Raw genomic sequence first — 22,995 nt, forward strand, 5'->3', positions numbered from 1 at the left:
GACCCCGTAGGGCGGGGTTACGGTCGCCGGGCCCGGCATGACTTACTGCCCCTGTCTCACGCATGATCCGGGGGGTGTTGTCACCGGGCCTGGTGGCGCCAGATGACCGCTGATAGGGACACGGCCTCAACACAGGTCTCTTCGTAACGTGGGTGCCGGCAGCTGACGCATCACCACTCCGACGACCGTCGTTTCGATGGAAGGATGGTGGCCGTCATGCACAACGACCTCGGCTTCGACATCTGGTGCGGGCTCGACGTGGGCAAGCAAGCCCACCATGCCTGCGCCCTCGACGCCGCCGGCAAGAAGGTGTTCGACAAGCCCTTGCCGCAGGACCAGTCCAAGCTCGAAGACTTGTTCACGAGGCTGTCCGAGCACGGTCGGGTGTTGGTGATCGTCGACCAGCCCAACACGATCGGCGCGCTGCCCATCGCCGTCGCCCGGTCGATGGGCATCCAGGTCGCCTACCTGCCAGGCCTCGCGATGCGAAGGGCCGCCGATCTCTATCCGGGCAACGCGAAGACCGACGCGCGCGACGCGTTCGTCATCGCCGACGCCGCTCGAACGATGCCGCACACCCTTCGCCGGGTCGACCTGGGCGAAGAGACCTTGGCGGAGTTGAAGGTTCTGGTCGGGTTCGATGAGGACCTGGCTGCGGAAGCGACTCGGTTGTCGAACCGGATCCGGGGACTGCTCACGCAGATCCATCCCGCGCTGGAACGCGTTGTCGGACCCCGATTGGCCACCAGGCAAGGCCTCGCTGTGATCGAGCAGCTCGGCGGACCCCAAGGCATGACCGCAGCATCGAAGTCCAAGCTGCTGCGGGTCATCACCAAAGCCAACCCGCGTCACGCCCAGAACTTCGCCGACGCCATCACCCAGGCCCTGTCCGAGCAGACCGTTGTTGTTGCCGGGACTGCCGCGGCCGAACAGGTTCTGCCGAAGCTCGCCGCTTCCCTGCGCCAGACGTTGGACCAGCGCTCCGAGTTGGCTGCGCAGGTCGAGAAGGTTGTTGATGCTCACCCTCTTGCCGAGGTCCTGACCTCGATGCCAGGCGTCGGGGTCAGGACCGCAGCACGGATCCTGCTCGACGTTGGCGACGCCTCCTTGTTCCCGACCGCCGGACACCTGGCCGCCTACGCCGGCCTCGCACCCGTCACGCACCGCTCCGGAACCAGCATCCGGGGCGAGTTCCCAGCCAGATCGGGAAACAAGCACCTCAAACGGGCCCTGTTCCTGTCATCGTTCGCCGCGCTCAGATCCGATCCCGTCAGCAGGGCCTAGTACGACCGGAAACGAGCCCAAGGCAAGAAACACAACGCCGCACTCATCTGCCTCTCCCGGTGAGGTTGACCCCGAATCCCGGACAGGTGGTTGTTTGGTCAGGCGGCTTGGAGGGCCGTCTGGTCGGCCTGTCGGGCCAGGTGGTGTTCGTACTGTAGTGGGCTGAGGTAGCCGATGCTGGAGTGGCGTCGGCGGGCGTTGTACCAGGCGTCGATCCAGGTGTAGGCGCCGCGGCGGGCGGCGCCGATCGTGGCGAACACGTGCCGGTGGTAGTACTCGTTCTTGAACGTTGACCAGAACGATTCGGCGGCCGCGTTATCCCAGCACACCCCGGTGCGTCCCATGGAGCGGAGCAGGTCCAGCTCGCCGCACAGGTCGGCCAGCTGCTGGCTGGTGTACTGGCAGCCCCGATCGGCGTGGAAGATGACTTTGCCGGGCAACTCGCCGCGTAGGGCGACGGCCTGGCGGAGCGCATCCTCGACCAGGTCGGCCCTGAGGTGGTCGGCGACGGTGCGGCCCAGGACCCGGCGGGTGTGGCCGTCACGGACGGTGCACAGGTAGGCCCAGCCCTCACCGGTGGCCAGGTAGGTGATGTCGGAGAACCAGGCGGCATCGCGGCGGCCTTGGTCGAACCGGCGCTTGACCAGGTCGGGTGCCGGGTCGGGGTTCGGGCCGGGCACCGTGGTCGGGGGATGCCAGGTACGCGGGCTGATCCCGGCTATCTCGGCTTGCCGCATGCATTTCGCGACCGTCTTGACCGACACCGTCTCCCCGGCGTCGCGCAGGTCGTGCAGGATCCTCGGCGCCCCGTAGGTGCCATCAGAGGCCTTGTGGAACTCCACGATCTTGCTGGTCAGCTCAGCCCGCCGTTGCTCGGCCCGGGTACGCCCGGCCGCTTGGCGCCGACACCATTCGTAGTAGCGGCGCCGATCAACCTTGAGCAGCCGGCACATCCGGCTGATCGTGTAGTTCGCCTTCTCCGCGTCGATCACCTCGAAGCACTCCTGCCGGGAGTGTTCTTCGCTGCGAAGAAGGCTGCGGCTTTTCCCAGGAACTCGTTGTCCAACCGCAGCTCGGTGTTCTCCCGCCGCAGCCGCTCCAACTCGGCCCGCTCCGAGGCGTCCAGCGGCGCCTCCGGTGGGGCACCGATCCGGTCGCGCTCCTGCTGGACCCAGCGGCCCAACAGCTGCGCACCCACGTTGATCTCGCCGGCGACGGTTGCGATCGTCCGGTCGGTGTCGATCACCAGATGCGCGGCCTCCCGCCGATACTCCGGCGTGTACGTCCTTCTCTTCCTCGTCGATCCCATCGAGGACATCCTCTCCGGCGGTCCCCGACAAGGGAACCCGCCAAGTCGGTGTCCGGGTTACGGGGTCAACCTCACGGCGCCGAGTCGATGTCCTGTTCGCCATGCTCAGAAACCGCGAGCCCTACCGGGCCCCCAACCCGACGCCAAAACCCCTCGCAGCTTGACGAGAAACATAGGGACACCCCCCACCGGCGCCGTAACCCCGTTTCCCTCCCCCGGGTCTGGTCAGGAGCACAACATGAGCGAGCACGCCGAGCCCCATACGACGGGACACCACATCGACGATGTCCACTAGGACCCGTATGTGATGGATCGCAAGAAGATTCAGGAACCGCCCAAGGGGTGGGGACCGAGCCTGAGATTCCTCGGCGTGAACCAGGTCAACTGGCGGGGGCTGGTCGGGGCACCCGGCATCACCGACGCCGAGCGCCAGCAGTTGACGACCATCGTCACCGAGATGGTCGCCACGCCCGAGTGGGCAGCTACGGTGGCGCGCAACCAGTGGCAGGAGAGCTTCCTGACCGGCGAGGAGTTCGAGGTGTTCATCACCGAGGAGCAACAATCCATCGCCGACCTGCTGAAGGAGTTGGGACTGGCATGAGCGACAGCACCGAGCCCACGACGGGCACGGCCAAGGGCTTCCTGGTCTTCGCCGCGCTCCTGGCCACCACCGGGGGCTGCTGATCTACGGCAACATCACCATGCGGGTGCCGACCGCGGGGGCGTTCGGGCCCCAGACGTTCCCCTGGATCGTGGCAGCGTTGTGCCTGCTCACCGCGGCGCTGGTCGTCGTCGAGGTCTTCCGGCACCCGGAGCGGGTCATCGACGACCCCGATCAGGACCAGTTCAGCGGCGTCTCGGCACTGCACGACCCGTTCGACCCCACGTTCGCCCCCGCCGCCCACCTGGAGGCGGAGGCGGAGGCCGGAGCACAGGCTGGGCCCGACCCCGGAACGAAGTGGCGACTGTTAGGCATCGGCCTGGCCACGCTGGTGGCTTTCACTCTGGTGCTGGAACCACTGGGCTGGCTGATCAGTGCGACCCTGCTGTTCGTGGGAATGTCCCTGGCCCTGGGCGGGCGGCACCACCTCCGTGCCTTGGTCATCGGCCTGGGACTGGCGTCGTTGATCCAGGTGGTGTTCAGCGGACTGCTGGGCATGCAATTGCCGGCCGGAATCCTGGGGGTCTGAGCCGTGAACCAGTTGATGGACCTGCTCGCCGGTTTCGGCACCGTCCTGACGCCCACCAACCTGCTGTGGGTCGCCGTCGGGGCGTTCCTGGGCACCGCGGTGGGCGTCCTGCCCGGCCTGGGCTCCGCGATGGCGGTCGCCCTGCTCCTGCCGTTGACGTTCACCCTCGAGCCCATCTCGGCGTTGACCATGTTCGCCGGCATCTACTTCGGCGGGCTGTTCGGCGACTCCATCGCCGGCATCCTGATGAACACGCCCGGCAACAGCACCGCGATCGCCAGTTCGTTCGAGGGCCACCAGATGGCCCTGAGCGGCCGGGCGCCCCAAGCGTTGGCCACCGCGGCCATCGGCGCGTTCCTGGGCGGGATGATCGCGACCGTCCTGGTGGTGTTCTTCGCCCCGTCGATGGCCGACCTCGCCACGTCCTTCGGACCCGCGGAGTACTTCGCCCTCGCGCTGTTCGCCTTCGTCGCCATCTCGACCGTCGTGGCCGACTCGGTGATCCGGGGCCTCGCGGCCCTCGCGATCGGGTTGGCCCTGTCGGTCGTCGGCATCGACCAGTCCACCGGCACGGCCCGGTTCACGTTCGGTATCCCGGCGCTGTTCGACGGCATCTTGGTCGTCGTCATCACGGTCGCACTGCTGGCGGTGGGCGAGGTGCTCCACGTGGCGTCCAATGTCGGACGCCCCGACGACAAGAAGCTGATCCCCGCCAAGGGCCGCCCGTGGCTCAGCGGCGCGGAGTTCCGGGCGGCGTTGCCGGCCTGGCTGCGTGGGACGGGCTTCGGCGTCCCCTTCGGAATCATCCCGGCCGGCGGGGCGGAGGTGCCGACCTTCCTGGCGTACGGCACCGAGCGCAAGCTGGACGCGCGTCGCCCCGAGCCGATGTTCGGCAAGGGATCCATCCAGGGCGTCGCGGGTCCGGAGGCGGCCGGCAACGCCACCGCCGGAACGGCGATGGGCGCCCTGCTGGCCCTCGGTCTGCCCACCTCGGCCACGGCGGCGCTGCTGCTGGCGGCCTTCCAGCAGTACGGCATGCAACCCGGCCCGCTGCTGTTCGAGCGCAGCGGCGACGTGGTGTGGGCGCTGCTGGCCTCGTTGTTCGTCGCCATGATCATCCTGCTGATCCTCAACCTGCCGTTCGCCCCGATGTGGGCGATGCTGCTGCCGGTCCCCAAGGAGTACCTGTACGCCGGCATCAGCGTCTTCGCCGCGTTCGGCGTCTACGCCGCCGGCGCGTCCACCGTCGACCTGGCCGTCATGATCGCGATTGGCGTGATCGGCTTCGTGATGCGGCGCTACGACGTGCCGCTCGCCCCGGTGCTGATCGCGCTCATCCTGGGGCCGCTGGCCGAGTACTCCCTGCGCGACGCCATGGCCAACTCGTCCAACAACGCTGCCGTGCTGGTCAGTTCCCCAATCACGATCGCGCTGTACCTGATCCTGATCGCCGGCGTGGTGTGGAATGCCTACCGGCGCGTTCAGGAGAAGAACGTGCTCGCCGCCCTGGAGGCCGCCCAGGACCGGTGATCGTCGGGCGTCTCAGTCCTTCGTGGCGCCCAGCGTCAGGCCCGACACGAACTGTTTCTGCAGCACGAAGAAGATCAGCAACACGGGCAGCGCCGCAATGATCGAGCCTGCGGACAACAGGTTGGCGTCGGTGAAGAACGTGCCCTTCAGGTTGTTCAGCGAGCTGGTCACCGGCATCTTGTCACCGGATTGCAGCAGCACCGTTGCCCAGAAGAACTCGTTGTAGATCCACGCGACCTGCAGCGTCGCCAGAGCTGCCAGAGCGGGCCGGATCAACGGCAGGGTGATGCCGTAGAACTGACGCCACAGGGACGCCCCATCGATCTCGGCGGCCTCGTACATGGCGGCCGGCAGACCGATCATGTAGTTCCGCAGCACGAACGTGCAGAAGCCCGTCTGGAACGCGACGTTGATCAGGATCACGCTCGCGTGGGTGTCCAGAAGCGAGCCCGACTCCGACAACCACTGCGGCAGGGGCATGGAGCGGAAAATCCGGTAGATCGGGGAGAGCAGCGACTGGGGCGGCAGCAGGTTCGCCGCCACGAAGATGGCCAACAGCGTGAAGTTGAAGCGCATCTTCACCCGGGCGAGCACGAACGCCATCGAGCTCGACAGCGCGAGGGTCACGATCACCGCGACGATCGTGATGATCGCCGAGTTGCCGAAGCTCATGGAGAACCCGCCCCGACGCCAGGCGTTGGGGTAGTTGTCGAGCGTGAAGCCACCGAACGACACGTACCCGTGCTCCAGCGTGTAGCCGAAGTCGCGGAACGAGTTGTAGAGGGCGAGCAACATGGGGAGCAGCCACAGCAGGGCCATGACGGTGAGGAAGACGTACAGCAGCACGCGCGCGGGCGTCATTCTGTTCTTGCGGAGGTCGTACTGGCTCCAGTCGGTGGTCGTGGTGTCAGCGACGATGGCACTCATGTCAGTTGTCTCCCTTCACCATGATGCGCAGTTGAATGATGATGAAGATCGAACTGAGGATCAGCATCAGGGTCGCCAGGGCCGAGCCGAAACCGACCCGGCTGGCCTCGCCCGCGATGTTGGCGGTGACCAACGTCGCGATCAATTCCAGTCCGTTCCTGCCCTGGTTGATGATCCAGACCAGATCGAAGGCTCTCAACGCATCGATGAAGGTGATCACCAGGACGATCATGTTGGTGGGGCGAAGCACCGGGAAGGTGATGAGGAAGAAGGTCTTGACCTGGCCGGCTCCGTCGATGGCCGCCGCCTCGCCGAGTGCGGGGTCGAAGCCCTTCAGCCCGGCCAAGTACAACAGCATGATGTAACCCGTGTGACGCCAGCCGTTGGCGACCATGGCGGCGTACAGGTTCACGTCCGGGTTTCCGTACCAGTCGATCGACGTCCCGAGCACTACGTTCAGCAGGCCCTGATCACGGGAGTAGATCAGCTGCCAGATGAACCCGATGAGCGCCCCCGAGAGCACGACCGGCAGGTAGAACGAAGTCTGGTAGAACCGGCTCGCCCTGATCTCGCGGTCGACCAGCACTGCCAGGAACATGCCGAGTGGCGTGAAGATCACGAACAGCGAGAGAAGCCACAACACGTTGTGTGTCAGCGCCGGCCAGAACGGCGGGTAGATCGTGAGAATGTCGACATAGTTCTGCACCCCGATGAACTGGATGCCGCTCAACGGACCGATGCCGTTCCAGTTGGTGAAGGACAGGATTACGGAGAACAACGCCGGGAACCAGATCAATCCGACCACCAGGACCGTCGGTACGGCGGCCATGAGGATCATCGTCGTCCTGTCCCGGGAGTTGAGCTTCGTCATCGGCACCGGGACCTTCTTCTTGTGGCCTGTCGCCGTGCCCTTGCTCATTGCGGGCGTATTGACTGACATCTGTCCACCTCCTGGGTATCAGTTGGCCTGGTTGCCGAAGATCGACTGCTTCTGGCGTTCCACGCTGCGCAGGATCGAGTCGATGTCACCGGGGTTCTGGATGTACGCCTGGAGCGCCGGACCGACCACGGTGGACGCGAAGTCCGGTCGGGTGTCGCGGTCGAGGAACTGCGAGAGATTCTTCGCCTCCTCGATCGTCCGCACCGCCTTCTTCTGCAGCGCCGAATACGAACTCTGGTCTGCGCGGCTGTTCGCCGCGATGACCGACGGGTCGTACTTCAGCGTGATGTTCACGGCCTCCGGCGTGGCCAGGTACGACAACAGCGCCTTCGCGCCATCGGGGTACCGCGGCCTGCTGGACATCATGAAGCCATCGATCGGGGCCTCCACCACGTCGGCGCCGATGGCCGCATCGAACTCGGGGTAGACGAAGAAGTCGAGGTCCTCGGCGTACTGCGTGGTCTCGAACTGCTGTCCGATGAACATGCCGATCGTCATCATTCCGGCCTGCTCGGTGAGCAGCGCCTGGGCGGCCTCCTGCCACGTGCGGCCGTTAGCGTCCGGCTGCTCGAAGGGCCGGAACTCCCCCCACGCCTTGAAGACGTTCTTGACCTGCGCACCGTCCCAGGCTTCGTCGCCGGCCATGAGTGAGATGTGGAAGTCGTAGCCGTTGACCCGAAGGTTCATCATGTCGAAGGTGCCCATCGACTCCCAGCCGCCCTTGTTGGCGAAGGCCATCGGGGTCAGACCGTCACCCTGGATCCTCTCGCACAAGGTCAGCCACTCATCCTTGTTCTTCGGCTCGGTGTAGCCCCGCGCCTTCCAGACGCTCGGGCGGTAGAAGACCGCCCACGGGTAGTAGGTGGACGGGGCCAGCACCTGCCGACCGTCGACGGACGAAGACGCGCTTCTGATCGACTCGGGAAATCCCTCGAAACCGGCCCAGATGTCGCTCAGGTCGCTGACCAGGCCGTTCTCGGCGAAGAACCGGGCCCGGTATCCGGCGAACCACGTGAAGATGTCGTCCGCGTTTCCCTGCAGGTAGTTGTTCAGGTTGTTCTTGAACGTCTCGTGGTCGACGAAGTTGATCCTGGTGTCGATGTCGACCGACCCGTCGTAGCCGTCGATCATGGCCGTCAGCGCCCGACGCGGCACCTCGTCGCCCTGGTAGGCGCCGATTCGGACGGTGTTGGGCGAGGACGCGCCGCCGGAGCACGACGTGAGGAGGCCGGCTCCTCCCGCCGCCAGTCCGGCGGCCAGCATTCCTCTCAACAGTGTGCGTCGGCTGAAGCTCGGCAGCGGTGTTGTTCGCAGGGGCTGGGACATTGGTACACGTCCTTAGGGTGAAGGGAGAGGACTCGCGTCGGCTTTCACGCCCGAGCTGTCGCGCACGACCAGGCTGGTGGGAAAGACGGTGTCTGAGGGGGACGCGCCGGACAGCGCCGCCATGAGTGTGGCGACCGCCGTACGGCCGACTTGTCGGATCGGCTGGTGGATCGTGCTGAGTTGCGGGGTGGTGGTCGCAGCGAGTCGTTGGTCGTCGAATCCCATGACGAGCAGGTCGTCCGGAACGGTCAGTCCTCGGTTGCGGGCGGCCTCCATCGCCCCTTTGGCCATGCGGTCGGAGGCGCAGAAGACCGCATCCAGATCCGGACGCCGATCGAACAACCTTTCGAAGGCCTGCCGCCCGGATTCCGAGCTGTAGTCGCCGGGCTCGTACAGCTCCGCGTCGTAGTCCTCGCCCAGCCACGCGCGGTAGGCGTCGTGGCGGACCGACGCTGACGTCCCGCGCGGGTGGCCGCCGATCATCGCAATTTTCCTCGCCCCCTGGTCGGCGAGGTGATCCAGGGCCTGCAGCACCCCTTCCCGATCCTGGATCGTGACCATCCAGTTCGCCGAAGGCAACGCATGCGGAGGGCGTGGGCCGCAGAACACCATGGGGAGGGGAGAGTCCGCGAGTCCCTCGGTGATGGGATCGTCCACGTACGGGTTAAGGTGGATCAGGCCGTCCACGTGCCCGGCGTGGACGTACGCCACCGTTCGCCGGTCCTCCACATCGGTGCCGCCCATGAGCAGAACCAGGTTGGCCTCCGTGCCGGCCAGCCCGTCCCGGACGCCCTCGATGAGTACGAAGAAGGTCGGGTCCCGGAACAACTGGTAGCGGGCGTCCGCGACGATGAGGGCGATCGCGTCGTTCCAGCCGGTGGCGAGGGAGCGGGCGTGCACGTTCCGGCGATAGCCGAGGAGCTCGATGGCCGCGAGCACCTCCTGCCGGGCTGCATCGGACACCTTCGGGTGGTGGTTCAGGACGCGGGAGACCGTGCCCTTGGACACCCCCGCGACGCGCGCGACGTCCGCCATCGTCGGCCGGGTCATGCGCGTGCCCCCAGGGTGACGTCGATCCGCACCGCCTTCGCCCAGAGCTGGTGCTCCGGGCGCACGTCCGGGCCGCAGGAGCGCGACCCGAGCCCGTGCTGTGCGGCGTCCAGATAGAGGTGAACGCCCCGGCTGTCCGGCAGCTCGCTGCGGTGCCCTGCGGCGTCCACCTCGTGCGCGTCGTGGCGAGTGTGGCTCGCCACGCGGTGGTGGTCGCCGGACGCCGTCGAAGCCACGTACCCGAAGGACTCCGCGTCGCGGATCGCCATGGGTGCCTCCCGCGGTGAGGGAACGGTGTAACCGGTTACATCAGTGGATTTAGTAGACACCCGCCCCTGTGTCTCACAGATCGGCGGTGGTCTTTCGTGATGAAATCGTTACAGGGTCGCGGAGAGGACGCGGCGGTGCGCGGCCACTCAGGACGGGCGCGGCCCCACGTAGTCGGGGCCGTAGGCGCCCGGGGCCGGACGCCGCTTCTTGCGTGGCGCCTGGTGGCCCGGCGCGAGCCGACGGGTGAACAGCAGGAAGCCGGTGTGGCCGCTGGTGGCGTGGCCGGGCCGGATGGCGAGGCCCTCGGCGTGCCAGTCGCGGCCGGTGTACTCCTTGAGCACGGGCTCGGTGAACCCGCCGTGGGTGCGCAGGGTGTCGGCGGTGCGACCCAACTGGGTGGCGGTGGCGACGTAGCAGCACAGCACCCCGCCGGGCACGAGGCGCTCGGCCACGGCGTCGATGCAGTCCCAGGGGGCGAGCATGTCGAGGATCGCGCGGTCGACATCCTCGGGGCCGATGACCTCGGCGAGGTCGCCCAGGCGCACCTCCCAGGAGGCCGGCTCGTCACCGTAGAACGCGCGCACGTTCTTCCTGGCCACCTCGGCGAACTCGGGGCGGCGCTCGTAGCTCCACAGCCGCCCGGTGGGGCCGAGGGCGCGCAGCAGCGCCATGGTCAGCGCGCCCGAGCCCACGCCAGCCTCGAGCACCCGGGCGCCAGGGAAGATGTCGGTCTGCATCAGGATGTGCGCGGCGTCCTTGGGGTAGATGACCGCGGCCTCGCGGGGCATCGAGACCATCACGTCGTGCATCAGCGGCCGGAACACCAGGAACTGGTCGCCGCCGACCGACGTGGCCACGACCCCCTCGGGGCCGCCGATGAGGTCGTCGTGCTGGATGCCGCCCTTGGTGGTGTGGAACACCCCGCCGGCGCGCAGCTTCACCGAGTGGCGGCGCCCCTTGGCGTCGCTCATCGTGACCCGCTCGCCCTCCTGGAGGGGGCCGGTGGTGGTCGGGTAGGTCGGGTGGTCAGTCACGCAGGCTCCAGAGTCCGAGTTGCCAGGCGGGGCCGAAGGGCTGGCCCTGCAGGGTGGTGCCGGGGCCGAGGAACATCGTCTCGGGCCCGACGGAGAGGGGCAGGACCGTCAGGTCCGCGGCCGCCTGCTGCTGGATCTCGGCCAGCAGGGCCAGGCGGGTGGGTGGGTCGGTGGTCTCCCGGGCGTGCCGGACGAGGTCGTCCACCTTCTCGCGCGAGCCGGGCAGCGCGTCGTCGACGTAGGACTGCAACCAGCCGAACGCGGTGTTGACCCACGCCGGGCGGTCGGTGAGCAGCAGGTCGGCGTCGTTGGTGTCGGGCACGAGCTGCACCGACATGCCGGCCCGCTCCTCGAGCCGGTCGCGCAGCATCGAGGCGAGGTCGCGCTGCCCCGGCGCCTTCGACGAGTAGGCCAGCCTGAGCCGCAGCCGCTGGCCGCCCAGGTCGGGGACCTCGGCGGTCCCGCCGACCGGGAACGCGTCCACCGCGCCCTCGACGGTGGGCGGCACGATCGAGGCCAGCGAGCGGTCGGCCTGCAGCGCGGCGGCCACGGCGGTCCGCACGGCGGGGTCCTCGCGATAGGCCGAGTCGGGCCGGAACAGCAGCCGCTGCACGCGCGCCTGCGGCAGGTCCACGCGGGTGAAGCCGGTCCGGGTGGCGTCGTCGTGGGTGGCCATCTCGGTGGCCAGCCTCTGCAGCGCTGACTCGTTCAGGCTGCGCCACACCACGTCGGTGGACGCCGCGGCCATCGCCTCCTCCACCGCCCCGCTGTCGGCGGCGAAGCTGACCCTGACCTCGTCGATGGTCCCGCCCTGGGCGCCCCGGTAGTCCTCGAACCGCTCGAACACGAGGTGGTCGGGGGCCGTGGTCACCAGCTGGTAGGGGCCCGAGCCGACGACCTGGCCCTCGTTGCTGCGCACCGCGTCGGGGTCGTAGAGCTCCTCGTCGACGATGGACGCCGCGGGCGTGGCCAGGGCGTGCCCGAACTGGCTGTCGGCGTACTTGAGCACGAAGGCCACGGTCTTCTCGTCGACCACGTCGACCCGCTGGAGGGAGTCGAACAGCTGGATCGAGCTGCGTGGCACGCTCAGCCGGTACGCGCGCTCGATGCTGAACTTCACGTCGGAGGCCGTCAGCTCGTGCCCGTTGTGGAAGGTGAGCCCCTCGGGCAGGTCGCACTGGTAGGTGGTGGGCGACGTGTAGAGGCAGTCGCTGGCCAGGTCGGGCTTGAGCTCGGCCCCCTCGGGGTGCACCACCATGAGCCGGCTGAACGCGTTGAGGGCGACCAGCGCGTCGGCCGCGGTCGTCGCCGCGGCGGGGTCGAACGTGGTGGGCACCTCGGTGGTGGTCACGGTGAACGGACGCGGCGGCGGCGTGGGCGTCGGGCTCGGCGTCTCCACGGTGCTGGGCGCGGGCGCCGGCTCCTCGGGCGCCTGCGGCATCGTGCAGCCGGCCAGCAGCGCGACGCCGGCGGCGAGGGCTGCGAGCCTACGCATCGCGGAGCTCCTGCCAGAGGGCGCCCACCTCGGCGAGGGTCAGCCCCTCGAGGGTCGGGACGAGGCGGCGGCGGGTGGCGGGCACGATCACCTGCTCGAACGGCACCGCGATCGTGGCGAGGCCGGCGTTCTCGGCCGAGGCGGTCCCCGGCAGGGAGTCCTCCAGGGCGAGGCAGTCGCGGACCGCCAGCCCGAGGCGCTGCGCCGCGAGCAGGTAGGGCTCGGGGTCGGGCTTGCCGTGGGTGACCTGGTCGCCGCCGACGATGACCTCGAAGCTCCCCGCGGGCATGGTGTCGACCACGTGCTCCAGCACCTGGGTCCAGGACGCCGACACCAGCGCGCAGCGGATACCGGCCGCCCGGGCCGTCGCCAGGAACTCCCGCGCGCCGGGCCGGTAGTCGACCCCGACCTCGACCATGTCCTCCAGCGCCCAGTCGTTCAGGACGGCGGCCCAGTGGTCGGGGTCCTCCCCCGTGACGCCGCTCCAGCCCATGATCGCCAGCGCGCTGTCGCGCAGCGAGTTGCCCACCAGCGCGTGGTGCTGGACGGGCGTCATCGTGCCGCCACCCCAGGTGCGCATGAGCCGGGCCTCGGCCGCGTGCCACGACTTCTCCGAGTCGACGAGCGTGCCGTCGAAGTCCCACAGCAAGGCTGCGGGGACGTCGACGCCGGGGACCAACTCAGCGGGCATTGAAGTACTTCGCCTCCGGGTGGTGGACGACCAGCGCGTCGGTGGACTGCTCGGGGTGCAACTGGAGCTCCTCGCTCAGCACCACGCCGATGCGCTCGGGCTCGAGCAGGGCGACCAGCTTCGCGCGGTCCTCGAGGTCGGGGCAGGCCGGGTAGCCGAAGCTGTACCGCGAGCCGCGGTAGGCCTGGTCGCGGATCATCGCGTCCACGTCGCCGTCGGCGGCGCCCGTCAGGCCCAGGTCCTCACGGACGCGGTGGTGCCACATCTCGGCGAGCGCCTCGGTCAACTGCACCGACAGTCCGTGCAGCTCGAGGTAGTCGCGGTAGGAGTCGCCGGCGAACAGGCGGTTGGTCTCCTCGGCAACGCGCGAGCCCATGGTGACCAGCTGGAACGCGATCACGTCGGGCCCCAGCTCGGCGGCCTCCTCGGCGTCGCGGAAGAAGTCGGCCAGGCACAGGCGCTTGTCGCGGGACTGGCGCGGGAACGTGAACCGGGTCAGCTCGCGCGTCGGGTCCTCGGGCGCGCCCACGACGAGGGTGTTCCCCTCGGAGTGGCACGGCCAGTAGCCGTAGGTGACCGCGAACTCGGCCAGCCCGTCGGTCTGGATCCGGTCGAGCCACGTCCGCAGGCGCGGGACGCCCTCGGTCTCGACGAGCTCCTCGTACGTCGCCCCGCCACGGCCGCCGCGCAGGCCCCACTGGCCCATGAACGTGGCCCGGTGGTCGAGCCACTCTGCGACGTCGGCCAGCTTGATGCCCTTGACGACGCGGCTGCCCCAGAAGGGCGGGGTGGGCACGTCGATGCGGCGGGCGACCTCGGACCGCGTGGTGTCGGCGTACAGGTCGGGGTCGACCGCCTCCTGGCGGGTCTTGCCCTTCACGCGCCGCTCCCGGGGCGCGGGCAGCGCCTCGGCCTCGCCCCGCTTGACCGCCATCACGGCGTCCATCAGCGACAGGCCCTCGAAGGCGTCGCGGGCGTAGCGCACCTCACCTTCGAAGAGGTTGTTGAGGTCCTGCTCGACGTAGGCGCGGGTGAGCGCAGCCCCGCCGAGGAGCACCGGCTTGTCGATGAGCCCCTTGGCGTTCAGCTCGAGCAGGTTGTCCTTCATGACGACGGTCGACTTCACCAGCAGCCCGGACATGCCGATCGCGTCGGCGTTGTGCGCGACGGCGGCCTCGATGATCGTGCCGACGGGTTGCTTGATGCCGAGGTTGACCACCGTGTAGCCGTTGTTGGTCAGGATGATGTCGACCAGGTTCTTGCCGATGTCGTGGACGTCGCCCTTGACCGTGGCCAGCACGATCGTGCCCTTGCCCTCGTCGTCGGACTTCTCCATGTGCGGCTCGAGGTGGGCCACCGACTTCTTCATCACCTCGGCCGAGGCGAGCACGAACGGCAGCTGCATCTGGCCCGAGCCGAACAGCTCGCCGACGGTCTTCATGCCGGCCAGCAGGTCCTCGTTGACGATGTCGAGCGCGGGCTTGGACGCCAACGCCTCGTCGAGGTCGTCGGTCAGGCCCTTGTCGTCGGCGTCCACGATGCGGCGCTGGAGGCGCTCGCCCAGCGGCAGCGCCTTCAGCTCCTCGGCGCGCGCGGCCTTGGTGTCGGCGGTGGTGACGCCCTCGAACAACTCCAGGAAGCGGGCCAGCGGGTCGTAGCCCTCGCGGCGGCGGTCGTAGACCATGTCGAGGGCCACCTCGCGCTGCTCCTCGGGGATCCGCGCCATCGGCAGGATCTTGCTCGGGTGCACGATCGCCGAGCTCAGCCCGGCGTCCACGCACTCGTTGAGGAACACCGAGTTGAGCACGACGCGCGCGGCCGGGTTGAGCCCGAAGCTGACGTTCGAGACGCCCAGCGTGGTCTGCACCTCGGGGTACTTCGCGGTGATCTGCCGGATCGCCTCGATGGTCTCGATGGCGTCGCGGCGGGTCTCCTCCTGGCCGGTGCCGATGGGGAAGGTCAGGCAGTCGACGATGATGTCGGAGGTGGCCAGCCCCCAGTTCTGCGTGAGGTCGGTGATCAGCCGCTCGGCGACGCGCACCTTCCACTCGGCGGTGCGGGCCTGGCCCTCCTCGTCGATGGTGAGCGCCACGACGGCGGCGCCGTGCTCCTGCACGATCGGCATCACGCGGGCGAACCGGCTGGTGGGGCCGTCGCCGTCCTCGTAGTTGACCGAGTTGATGACGCAGCGCCCGCCCAGGGACTCCAGGCCGGCCTCGATGACCTCGGGCTCGGTCGAGTCGAGCATGATCGGCAGCGTCACCGACGTGTTCAGCCGGGACGCCAGCTCACGCATGTCGGCAGTGCCGTCGCGGCCCACGTAGTCGGCGCACAGGTCGAGCAGGTGCGCGCCCTCACGGGATTGGCCCTTGGCGATGTCGACGCACTCGTCCCAGTTGCCGGCGAGCATCGCCTCGCGGAAGGCCTTGGAGCCGTTGGCGTTGGTGCGCTCCCCCACGGACAGGTAGGAGGTGTCCTGCCGCAGCGGGATGTCGGCGTACAGGCTCGACACCGAGGCCACGTCGGCCGGGGTGCGGGGGGCCAGCGGACGCCCGCCCACGGCGTCCGAGAGCTGCCGGATGTGCTCGGGGGTGGTGCCGCAGCAGCCGCCGACCAGCGCGAGGCCGAACTCGTCGACGTACTGGGTGAGGGTCGCGGTGAACTCCTCGGGGCCGAGCGGGTAGCGGGCCCCGTCGGCGGTGAGCTCGGGCAGGCCGGCGTTCGGCATGCAGGCCACGCCCACCTGCGCGTTGCGGGACAGGTGGCGCAGGTGCTCGCTCATCTCGGCCGGCCCGGTGGCGCAGTTGAGGCCGATCACGTCGACGCCGAGCGGCTCGAGCGCGGTCAGGGCGGCGCCGATCTCGGAGCCCATCAGCATCGTGCCGGTGGTCTCGACGGTGACGTTGACCAGGATCGGCAGGGTCACGCCGGCCTCGGCCATCGCGCGCTTGGCGCCGACGATGGCGGCCTTGGCCTGGAGCAGGTCCTGGCAGGTCTCGACCTGGAAGGCGTCGACGCCCCCGCGGATCATCGCCGCGGCCTGGGTCTGGTAGCCGTCGCGGAGGGTGGCGTAGGGAAGGTGGCCCAGCGAGGGCAGCTTGGTGCCCGGGCCCATCGAGCCCAGCACCCAGCGGGGCCGCTCGGGGGTGGACGCCGCGTCCGCGGCCCGGCGGGCGATGCGGGCGCCGGCCTCGGCCAGCTCGGCGATCCGCTCAGGGATGTCGTACTCGCCCAGGGCGGCGAGGTTGGCCCCGAAGGTGTTGGTCTCGACGGCGTCGGCCCCCGCGTCGAGGTAGGCGGCGTGGATCGCCTCGACGACGTCGGGGCGGGTCACGTTGAGGATCTCGTTGCAGCCCTCGAGCCCGGCGAAGTCGTCCTCGACCGTGAGCTCGTACCCCTGCAGCATCGTCCCCATGCCCCCGTCTGCGATGACGACGCGACGGGACAGGGCGGTGGCAAGGGTTTCGGTCACCGGGCAAGGATAGCCAGCGGGCACCTCCGCGGGCGGTCGCGCCCACCGCGCTAGGGTGGCGCGCATGGTTCCCACGCGGCTCACCGACCTGCGGCGTCCGGTGGTGCTGTTCGCCTTCAGCGGGTGGAACGATGCCGGGGACGCCGCCACGGGTGTCATCGACCACCTCACCGAGGGCTACGAGACGGAGTTCAGCTTCCAGCTCGACCCCGACGAGTACTACGACCTCACCGAGAACCGGCCGGTGCTGGTGCGCCAGGACAACGGCGAGCGGTCGATCCAGTGGGCCACCACCGAGGTGCTCGTCGCGCGGCTGCCCGACCAGGACCTCGTCCTGGTCAACGGCCCCGAGCCCAACCTGCGTTGGAAGGCGTTCTGCGCGGCCCTCGTCTCGGCCTTCCGCTCGATCGACCCCGAGCGTGTGATCGCCATGGGCGCGATGCTCGCCGACGCCCCGCACTCGCGCCCGGTGCCGGTGTCGGAGGACGGCACCGACTACGAGGGCCCCACGGGCATCGTGGGCGTCCTCGCCCAGGCCTGCCGCGACGCCGGGCTGACGACGACGAGCCTGTGGGCGTCCGTGCCCCACTACGTCGCCGAGCCGCCCAACCCGAAGGCGACGCTCGCGCTGCTGCAGCGCGTCGGGGAATTCCTCGACAACGAGCTCGAGCCCGGCGAGCTGGTCGACCGCGCGGCCACGTGGGAGTCCCGCGTCACCGACCTGGTCGCCGAGGACCCCGACGTCGCCGAGTACGTGGCCTCCCTCGAGGTCCGCTACGACACCGCCGAGGCCACCGGCGACGAGATCGCCTGGGAGTTCGAGCGCTACCTGCGCCGCCGCGGCCGCTAGGGGCAGCCGGAATCGTGGCCCGCCCGGCCCGGGACTAGCCTCGTCGGAGAGCCCGAACCGGAGGAAGCAATGGCGCGCCTGTCCGTCCACGACCTGTTGTCCGCGGTGTTCGAGGAGCGCTCCGTCTGGGAGTTCCCCGTCACCGATCCCGCCGTGCTGGCCGGCGAGGCCCGCCTGCGCGGCCGCCGCGTGGCCTGGGTGGCCGGCGACGGGGACCACATGGGCGGCTCGATCGGCGTCAACGGCGGCGAGTTCATCACCGCAGCCCTGGAGCGGGCGACCGCCGAGCGGCTGCCGGTCATCGCGTTCCCCATCGGGGGCGGCACCCGGATGCAGGAGGGCACGCCCGCCTTCCTCCAGATGGTGAAGATCACCGGCGCGGTCATGGCGCACAAGGCCGAGAACCTGCCCTACCTCACGTACCTGCGCCACCCCACCATGGGCGGGGTGTTCGCCTCGTGGGGGTCGCTCGGACACGTCACCTTCGCCGAGCCCGGCGCCCTCGTCGGCTTCCTCGGGCCTCGGGTCTACGAGGCCCTGTACGGCGAGCCGTTCCCGTCCGGGGTGCAGCTGTCCGACAACCTGGCCGAGCGGGGCGTCATCGACGCGGTCTGCACGCCCGCCGAGCTCGCCGAGGCGCTCGACCGCCTGCTCACCGTGATGATGGCGCGGCGTGACGCCCACCTCACCTCGGAGGACCACGCGGTGGCGCCCCCGGCCGCGGCCGCCGTGGACCTGCCGGACGTCCCCGCCTGGGAGTCGGTGCTGCGGACCCGCCGCGACGACCGGCCCGGCATCCGCGAGCTGCTGGCGCTGGCGGCCACCGACGTGACCCTGCTCAACGGCACCGGCGACGGCGAGTCGCACCCCGGGTCGGTGCTGGCGCTGGCCCGGTTCGGCGAGGCGCCCTGCGTGGTCGTCGGTCAGGATCGCGACGACCAGGCCACCCCGCTGGACGCCGCCGCGCTGCGCGAGGTCCGGCGCGGTATCCGGCTGGCCCGCGAGCTGCGCCTGCCGCTGGTGAGCGTCATCGACACCCCCGGGGCGGCGCTGAGCAAGGAGGCCGAGGAGCGGGGGCTCGCCCCCGAGATCGCGCGCACGCTGAGCGACCTGATCACCCTGCCCACGCCCACGGTGAGCCTGCTCATGGGGCAGGGCACCGGTGGCATCGCGCTGGCGCTCAACCCGGCCGACCGGGTCCTGGCCAGCCAGCACGCGTGGCTCGCCCCGCTGCCGCCCGAGGGGGCGTCCGCGATCATGCACCGCACGGTCGACCGGGCCCCCGACATGGCCGAGGCCCAGGGCGTCCGTTCGGCGGACCTGCTGGCCGCCGGCATCGTGGACCGGGTCGTGCCCGAGCCCGACGACCCCGCCGCCGAGCGGGAGGCCTTCTGCCGGGGCCTGGGCGACGCGCTGCGCGAGGAGCTGCTGCGCGTCATGGCCCAGGACAGGCGGAAGCGCCGGGCCCAGCGGGCCCGACGCTACCGGTCGTTGGGTCTGTAGCCAGGCTCAGGCGAGCGCGGCGCGGATCTTCTCGACGGCCTGCTGCTCCTCGGGGCTCACGCCCTTGGACGCCTCGGCGACCTGCTGCGCGGCGGCCAGGACGACGTCCTTGAGCGCCTGGGCGTCGGCGGGGTCCTTCGCGGCGACCGCGCTCACTGCGGCCTGCAGGTCGGGCACCACGCTGGCGTCGAACTCCTCGGGGGACTGCGCCTCGGGGAGGATGAAGCCGCCGGTGAGGAGGGTGCGGAGGCCCTCGGGGGCGGCGGCGAGCGCGCGGGCCCCCGCGGCGCTCTCGGAGAAGGCGGCGAAGAACCCGGGGTCGGCCTTCGAGACGTAGGCGATCGCGTTCAGGACGGCGCGACGGACCTGCTCTTGCTCTTGCTCGGTGTATTCAGCCATGCGTCATCCTTGCGCGCCGCATCGGGCGTTGTCACGCCTTTGTGACGCGTTCACCCTTTCGGGGGTCCCAGACACCGGCCGGCCGCGTCTCGCCGCGGAGGCCCTCGACGAGGATCGTCACGGCGTCCATGATGCGGTCGGTGGCGATGCGCATGGCCTCGACGTCGGTGCGCCCGTGCAGGTCGGACAGCGGCACCGGATCGCCCATGACCACGCGGATGGTCTTGCGCGGCCACAGCCGCGGCCACGTGAGCCGGCGCCCGGGCATGATCAGGTGGGTGCCCCAGTTGGCCGTCGGGATCACCGGCACGCCTGTGGAGAGCGCCAGCCGGGCGACGCCGGTGCGGGCCGTCATGGGCCACAGGTCGGGATCGCGCGTGCGCCCGCCCTCGGGGTAGATGCCGACGCACTCCCCCCGCTCGAGGGCGGCCTGGGCCGGGGCGAGGGCGTCCCGGGCCTGGGCGGTGTTGCGCAGCACGGGGATCTGGCCGCACTTGCGGGCGAACCAGCCGACGACCGGGGTGCTCCACAGCTCGGCCTTGCCGAGGTAACGGGGCCAGCGGCCCGACCAGATCACGTAGCGGCCCACGGCCAGCACGTCGGCGTAGCTGACGTGGTTGCTCACCAGCAGCATGCCGCCGGTGGCCGGCAGGGCGGCCGCGTCGTCCCAGACCTCGCGGGAGGTGGCGCGCAGGACGACCCCGGCGAACGCGGCGAGGCGCCGGTAGACCGGGCCGTCGCCCGGGGCGCTGGGGGTGCGGAGCGGCTGCTGGCTGCGGTTGCGGTCGAGCTCCTTGCCCATCTCAGTGCCCCGCGCAGCGGGCGTCGGCGAGGTCCTTCAGGGAGCGCACCATGGCGTCGGGGTCCTCGGCCCGGAACACCGCCGACCCCGCGACGAAGACGTCGGCGCCGGCGTCCACGGCCCGCTCGATGGTCGACTCGGCGATGCCGCCGTCGACCTGGATCCAGATCTCCTGGCCGGAGCCCTTCACGATCTCGCGGGTGCGCCGGATCTTGCCGAGCATGCCGTCGAGGAAGCTCTGCCCGCCGAAGCCCGGGTCGACGGTCATGATCAGCACCATGTCGAACTCGGTGATGATGTCGGCCAGGGGCTCGATCGGCGTCTGGGGCCGCAGGCCGATGGACGCCCGCGAGCCCACCGAGCGGATCTGCCGCGCCGTGCGGATCGGCGCGTTCGACGCCTCGAGGTGGAAGGTGACCGACTCGCAGCCCAGCTCGGCGTAGGCCGGGGCGTGCACGTCGGCGTTCTCGATCATCAGGTGGATGTCGAGGAAGGCGTCGCGGTGGTTGTTCCGCAGGCACTCCACGACCGGGAGCCCGAGCGTGAGGTTCGGCACGAAGTGGTTGTCCATCACGTCGATGTGGATCCCCGCCGAGCTGGGGATCCGGCGGATCTCGTCGTCGAGGCCGGCCAGGTTCGCGTTCAGGATGCTGGGATGGATGCGGTTCGCCACGAGGCGACTCTATCCGTTGGGCCTCATGCGCGGCGGCGGAGCAGCGCGCAGAACATCGCGTCGGTCCCGTCGCGGTGCGGCCACAGCTGTGTGGTCGACTCGCGGGTGACGTCGTCCCGGTCGGCCAGCACCGCCGCGAGGACGCCCTCGGTCTCGTCGCGGTGCGGCGAGCAGGTCACGTAGGCGACCACCCCGCCGGGGGCGGCGGAGTCGAGGGCCGAGGTGAGCAGGCGGCGCTGCAGGGGCACGAGTTCGGCGAGGTGCTCGGGCGTGCGGCGCCACCGCGATTCCGGACGCCGGCGCAGGGCCCCCAGACCGGTGCAGGGCACGTCGGCCATCACCCGGGCGAAACGGCCGGACGCCCACGCGGGCCGGGTGCCGTCCGCCGCGATCGCCTGCGGCCGGTGGGGGCCGTCGTAGGCGCGCAGGGCCTGGGCGACCAGCTCGGCGCGGTGCGGCTGGAGCTCGGAGGCCAGCAGCGTGCTCTCCTGCTGCATCGCCAGGCCGGCGAGCAGGGCCGCCTTGCCGCCGGGGCCGGCACAGAGGTCGAGCCACGGACCTTCGGGCGCGTCGGACTCGGCGAGCGCGAGCACCACGAGCTGGCTGCCCTCGTCCTGGACGCCGGCGCGGCCCTCGCGGACGGCGGGCAGGTCGCCCGGGTTGCCGGGGCGCCGGGCGCCGAACGGGGAGCGGCTGGTCGGTTCGCCTTCGAGCTCGGAGACCTCCGCCAGGCCGGGCCGCACGACGAGCGTCGGCACGGGCGGGACGTTGTTGGCGGACAGCGCCTCATCGGCCTCGTCGCCGAGCAGGTCGATGTAGGCCTGGGCGATCCAGCGGGGGTGGTGGGTGCGCAGCGCGAGGCGTCCGAGGGCGTCCTCGTCGCGGGCGAGGTGGTCGACCCAGCCGTCGAGGTCGCGGGCGGCGACCTTGCGCAGCACCGCGTTGGTGAGCCCGGCGACCTTCTCGCCCACGGTGGCCGCGGCGAGGTCGACGGTGGTGCTGATGGCGGCGTGGTGCCCCACCCGCATGCTGAGCAGCTGGTGGGTGCCCAGGCGCAGGGCGTCGGCGAGCGCGGGGTCGAAGGAGTCGCGCCCGGACGCTGCGGCCAGGATGCGGTCGTAGGTGCCGAGCAGGCGGCACGTGCCGGAGACGAGCTCGGTGACGAATCCTGCGTCGCGGGGGTCGAGGCCGGCGTCGGACAGGACCCGGGCGGTCTCGAGGTTGGCGTAGGCGTCCTGCTGGGTGACCGCACCCAGGATGCGATGGGCGAGCAGCCGCGGCCGGTCAGGTCGCCGGCGGCGGAGCGTGCGGTTGCCGGCGGCCATCAGGCGAACCGCACCGCGGCGTCGCGCAGGCCGCGGCCCCAGTCCGCCCCGGCCATCTCCTTCTTGCCCTGGGGCTGGACGCGCACCAGCTCCAGCGCCGTCGTGCCGCTGCCGACCAGGACCCGTCGCTTCTCGACCCGCACCTCGCCGGGGGCCAGCCCGGCCTCGTCGGTGGGGCGTCCGAGAGCGACCTTGAACCGCTCGTCGCCGATGGTCGTCCACGCCATGGGTTCGGGCGAGCAGCCGCGGACCAGCCGGTCGATCTCGTCGGCCTGCCGGGTCCAGTCGATGCGGGCCTCCTCGACCGTGATCTTGGGCGCGAGCGTGACCGCGGCCTCGTCGTCCTGCTCGGCCGGCTCGGTGGTGGCCAGGGCGTCGATGGTGTCGAGGAGCAACCTGGCGCCGGTGTGGGCGAGAGCCTCCAGCACCTCGCCGGCGGTCTCGGTGCCGGTGAGCGCCATCTCCGTCGTGCCGTACACGGGGCCGGCGTCCAGCTCGCGCACGAGGCGGAAGGTCGTGGCGCCGGTCACTCCGTCGCCGGCCATGACGGCCCGCTGGACGGGAGCGGCGCCTCGCCAGCGCGGGAGCAGGGAGAAGTGCAGGTTGACCCACCCGTACCGCGGGATGTCGAGGACGTGCTGCGGCACCAGCGCGCCGTAGGCCACGACCGGGCAGGCGTCGGGGGCGAGCTCGGTGAGGGCGGCCACGAACTCGGGGTCGCGGGGGTGCATGGGCTTCAACGCCGGGATGCCGTGGTCGGCCGCCCACTGCCCCACCTCGCTCGGCACGAGCCGCTTGCTGCGGCCCCGGGCCGCGTCGGGCCGGGTCACGACGGCGGTCACCTCGTGGTCGGAGGCGAGCAGGGCCTCGAACGAGGGGATGGCGACGGACGGGGTTCCGGCAAGGACGAGGCGCACCCGACCAG

General features: G+C 70.4%; 19 protein-coding genes and 2 pseudogenes. 6 read left to right on the forward strand and 15 right to left on the reverse strand.

Features of this window, described 5'->3' with window-relative positions:
* Positions 1–216: 216 nt before the first annotated feature.
* Positions 217–1,344: pseudogene (locus tag J4N02_RS08445) on the forward strand (IS110 family transposase); the annotation flags it as partial.
* Positions 1,345–1,382: 38 nt separating this feature from the next.
* Here the strand turns inward: J4N02_RS08445 and J4N02_RS08450 are convergent.
* Positions 1,383–2,602, reverse strand: a protein-coding gene (locus tag J4N02_RS08450) for an IS3 family transposase (RefSeq protein ID WP_375539382.1) whose coding sequence is annotated in 2 segments (ribosomal slippage) — positions 1,383–2,321 and positions 2,324–2,602 — 1,218 coding nt in all. Because the reading frame shifts where the segments join, the coding sequence is not laid out codon by codon here.
* A 361-nt stretch (positions 2,603–2,963) separates the two neighbouring features.
* On the opposite strand from J4N02_RS08450, the gene J4N02_RS08460 reads away from it, so the two are divergent.
* The 3 genes from J4N02_RS08460 (at position 2,964) to J4N02_RS08470 (ending at position 5,313) form a co-directional block, all read left to right on the forward strand.
* Positions 2,964–3,194, forward strand: coding sequence for a hypothetical protein (locus J4N02_RS08460; RefSeq protein WP_188334388.1), 231 nt, complete (start codon positions 2,964–2,966; stop codon positions 3,192–3,194).
* Positions 3,195–3,288: 94 nt separating this feature from the next.
* Positions 3,289–3,783 (forward strand): tripartite tricarboxylate transporter TctB family protein, encoded by a 495-nt coding sequence (locus tag J4N02_RS08465; protein ID WP_375539369.1) that lies wholly within the window; start codon positions 3,289–3,291, stop codon positions 3,781–3,783.
* Between the two features lie 3 nt (positions 3,784–3,786).
* The gene (locus J4N02_RS08470) at positions 3,787–5,313 is read left to right on the forward strand and encodes a tripartite tricarboxylate transporter permease (RefSeq protein ID WP_188334390.1); all 1,527 of its coding nucleotides are present in this window, start codon (positions 3,787–3,789) and stop codon (positions 5,311–5,313) included.
* Positions 5,314–5,325: 12 nt separating this feature from the next.
* On the opposite strand, the gene J4N02_RS08475 is transcribed toward J4N02_RS08470, so the two are convergent.
* From J4N02_RS08475 to metH, 9 genes and pseudogenes are all read right to left on the reverse strand, one after another.
* Complete coding sequence (locus tag J4N02_RS08475; protein ID WP_188334391.1) at positions 5,326–6,240, reverse strand: carbohydrate ABC transporter permease; 915 nt, start codon at positions 6,238–6,240, stop codon at positions 5,326–5,328.
* 1 nt (position 6,241) lies between these two features.
* A complete protein-coding gene (locus tag J4N02_RS08480; RefSeq protein WP_188334423.1) occupies positions 6,242–7,159 on the reverse strand; it encodes a carbohydrate ABC transporter permease in 918 nt (305 codons plus the stop codon).
* 39 nt (positions 7,160–7,198) lie between these two features.
* Positions 7,199–8,506: an ABC transporter substrate-binding protein gene (locus J4N02_RS08485; RefSeq protein ID WP_188334392.1), complete on the reverse strand. Its 1,308-nt coding sequence runs from the start codon at positions 8,504–8,506 to the stop codon at positions 7,199–7,201.
* Positions 8,507–8,518: 12 nt separating this feature from the next.
* A complete protein-coding gene (locus J4N02_RS08490) occupies positions 8,519–9,556 on the reverse strand; it encodes a LacI family DNA-binding transcriptional regulator (protein WP_188334393.1) in 1,038 nt (345 codons plus the stop codon).
* A complete protein-coding gene (locus J4N02_RS08495; RefSeq protein WP_188334394.1) occupies positions 9,553–9,825 on the reverse strand; it encodes a hypothetical protein in 273 nt (90 codons plus the stop codon). Before J4N02_RS08495 ends, J4N02_RS08490 begins: the two co-directional genes overlap by 4 nt.
* 147 nt (positions 9,826–9,972) lie before the next feature.
* Positions 9,973–10,860, reverse strand: a pseudogene (locus J4N02_RS08500) (tRNA (adenine-N1)-methyltransferase); the annotation flags it as partial.
* Positions 10,853–12,355, reverse strand: coding sequence for an ABC transporter substrate-binding protein (locus tag J4N02_RS08505; protein WP_188334395.1), 1,503 nt, complete (start codon positions 12,353–12,355; stop codon positions 10,853–10,855). The pseudogene J4N02_RS08500 and the gene J4N02_RS08505, both read right to left, overlap by 8 nt.
* Complete coding sequence (locus tag J4N02_RS08510; protein WP_188334396.1) at positions 12,348–13,046, reverse strand: HAD family phosphatase; 699 nt, start codon at positions 13,044–13,046, stop codon at positions 12,348–12,350. The genes J4N02_RS08505 and J4N02_RS08510 overlap by 8 nt, the downstream gene beginning before the upstream one ends.
* Complete coding sequence (gene metH, locus J4N02_RS08515; RefSeq protein WP_260519427.1) at positions 13,036–16,518, reverse strand: methionine synthase; 3,483 nt, start codon at positions 16,516–16,518, stop codon at positions 13,036–13,038. The genes J4N02_RS08510 and metH overlap by 11 nt, the downstream gene beginning before the upstream one ends.
* Positions 16,519–16,582: 64 nt before the next feature.
* On the opposite strand from metH, the gene J4N02_RS08520 reads away from it, so the two are divergent.
* Together J4N02_RS08520 and J4N02_RS08525 are read left to right on the forward strand one after the other, a co-directional pair.
* Entirely contained in the window at positions 16,583–17,368 is a 786-nt protein-coding gene (locus J4N02_RS08520; protein WP_188334398.1) for a PAC2 family protein, read from the forward strand.
* Between the two features lie 69 nt (positions 17,369–17,437).
* On the forward strand, positions 17,438–18,871 hold the full coding sequence (locus J4N02_RS08525) for a carboxyl transferase domain-containing protein (protein ID WP_188334399.1): 1,434 nt from the start codon (positions 17,438–17,440) through the stop codon (positions 18,869–18,871).
* Between the two features lie 6 nt (positions 18,872–18,877).
* On the opposite strand, the gene J4N02_RS08530 is transcribed toward J4N02_RS08525, so the two are convergent.
* Genes J4N02_RS08530 through fmt form a run of 5 tightly spaced genes read right to left on the reverse strand, consistent with a single transcriptional unit; the run spans position 18,878 to position 22,987 of the window.
* A complete protein-coding gene (locus J4N02_RS08530) occupies positions 18,878–19,270 on the reverse strand; it encodes a hypothetical protein (protein WP_188334400.1) in 393 nt (130 codons plus the stop codon).
* Positions 19,271–19,301: 31 nt separating this feature from the next.
* Complete coding sequence (locus tag J4N02_RS08535; protein ID WP_188334401.1) at positions 19,302–20,072, reverse strand: 1-acyl-sn-glycerol-3-phosphate acyltransferase; 771 nt, start codon at positions 20,070–20,072, stop codon at positions 19,302–19,304.
* A 1-nt stretch (position 20,073) separates the two neighbouring features.
* The gene (gene rpe, locus J4N02_RS08540; RefSeq protein WP_188334402.1) at positions 20,074–20,745 is read right to left on the reverse strand and encodes a ribulose-phosphate 3-epimerase; all 672 of its coding nucleotides are present in this window, start codon (positions 20,743–20,745) and stop codon (positions 20,074–20,076) included.
* A gap of 23 nt (positions 20,746–20,768) precedes the next feature.
* Positions 20,769–22,070, reverse strand: coding sequence for an RsmB/NOP family class I SAM-dependent RNA methyltransferase (locus J4N02_RS08545; RefSeq protein WP_188334403.1), 1,302 nt, complete (start codon positions 22,068–22,070; stop codon positions 20,769–20,771).
* Positions 22,070–22,987, reverse strand: a complete 918-nt coding sequence (gene fmt, locus J4N02_RS08550; protein ID WP_188334404.1) for a methionyl-tRNA formyltransferase — start codon at positions 22,985–22,987, stop codon at positions 22,070–22,072. The genes J4N02_RS08545 and fmt overlap by 1 nt, the downstream gene beginning before the upstream one ends.
* Between the last annotated feature and the right edge of the window lie 8 nt (positions 22,988–22,995).

Source organism: Propioniciclava sp. MC1595, from assembly GCF_017569205.1.
In the GTDB taxonomy this organism is placed as follows: domain Bacteria; phylum Actinomycetota; class Actinomycetes; order Propionibacteriales; family Propionibacteriaceae; genus Propioniciclava.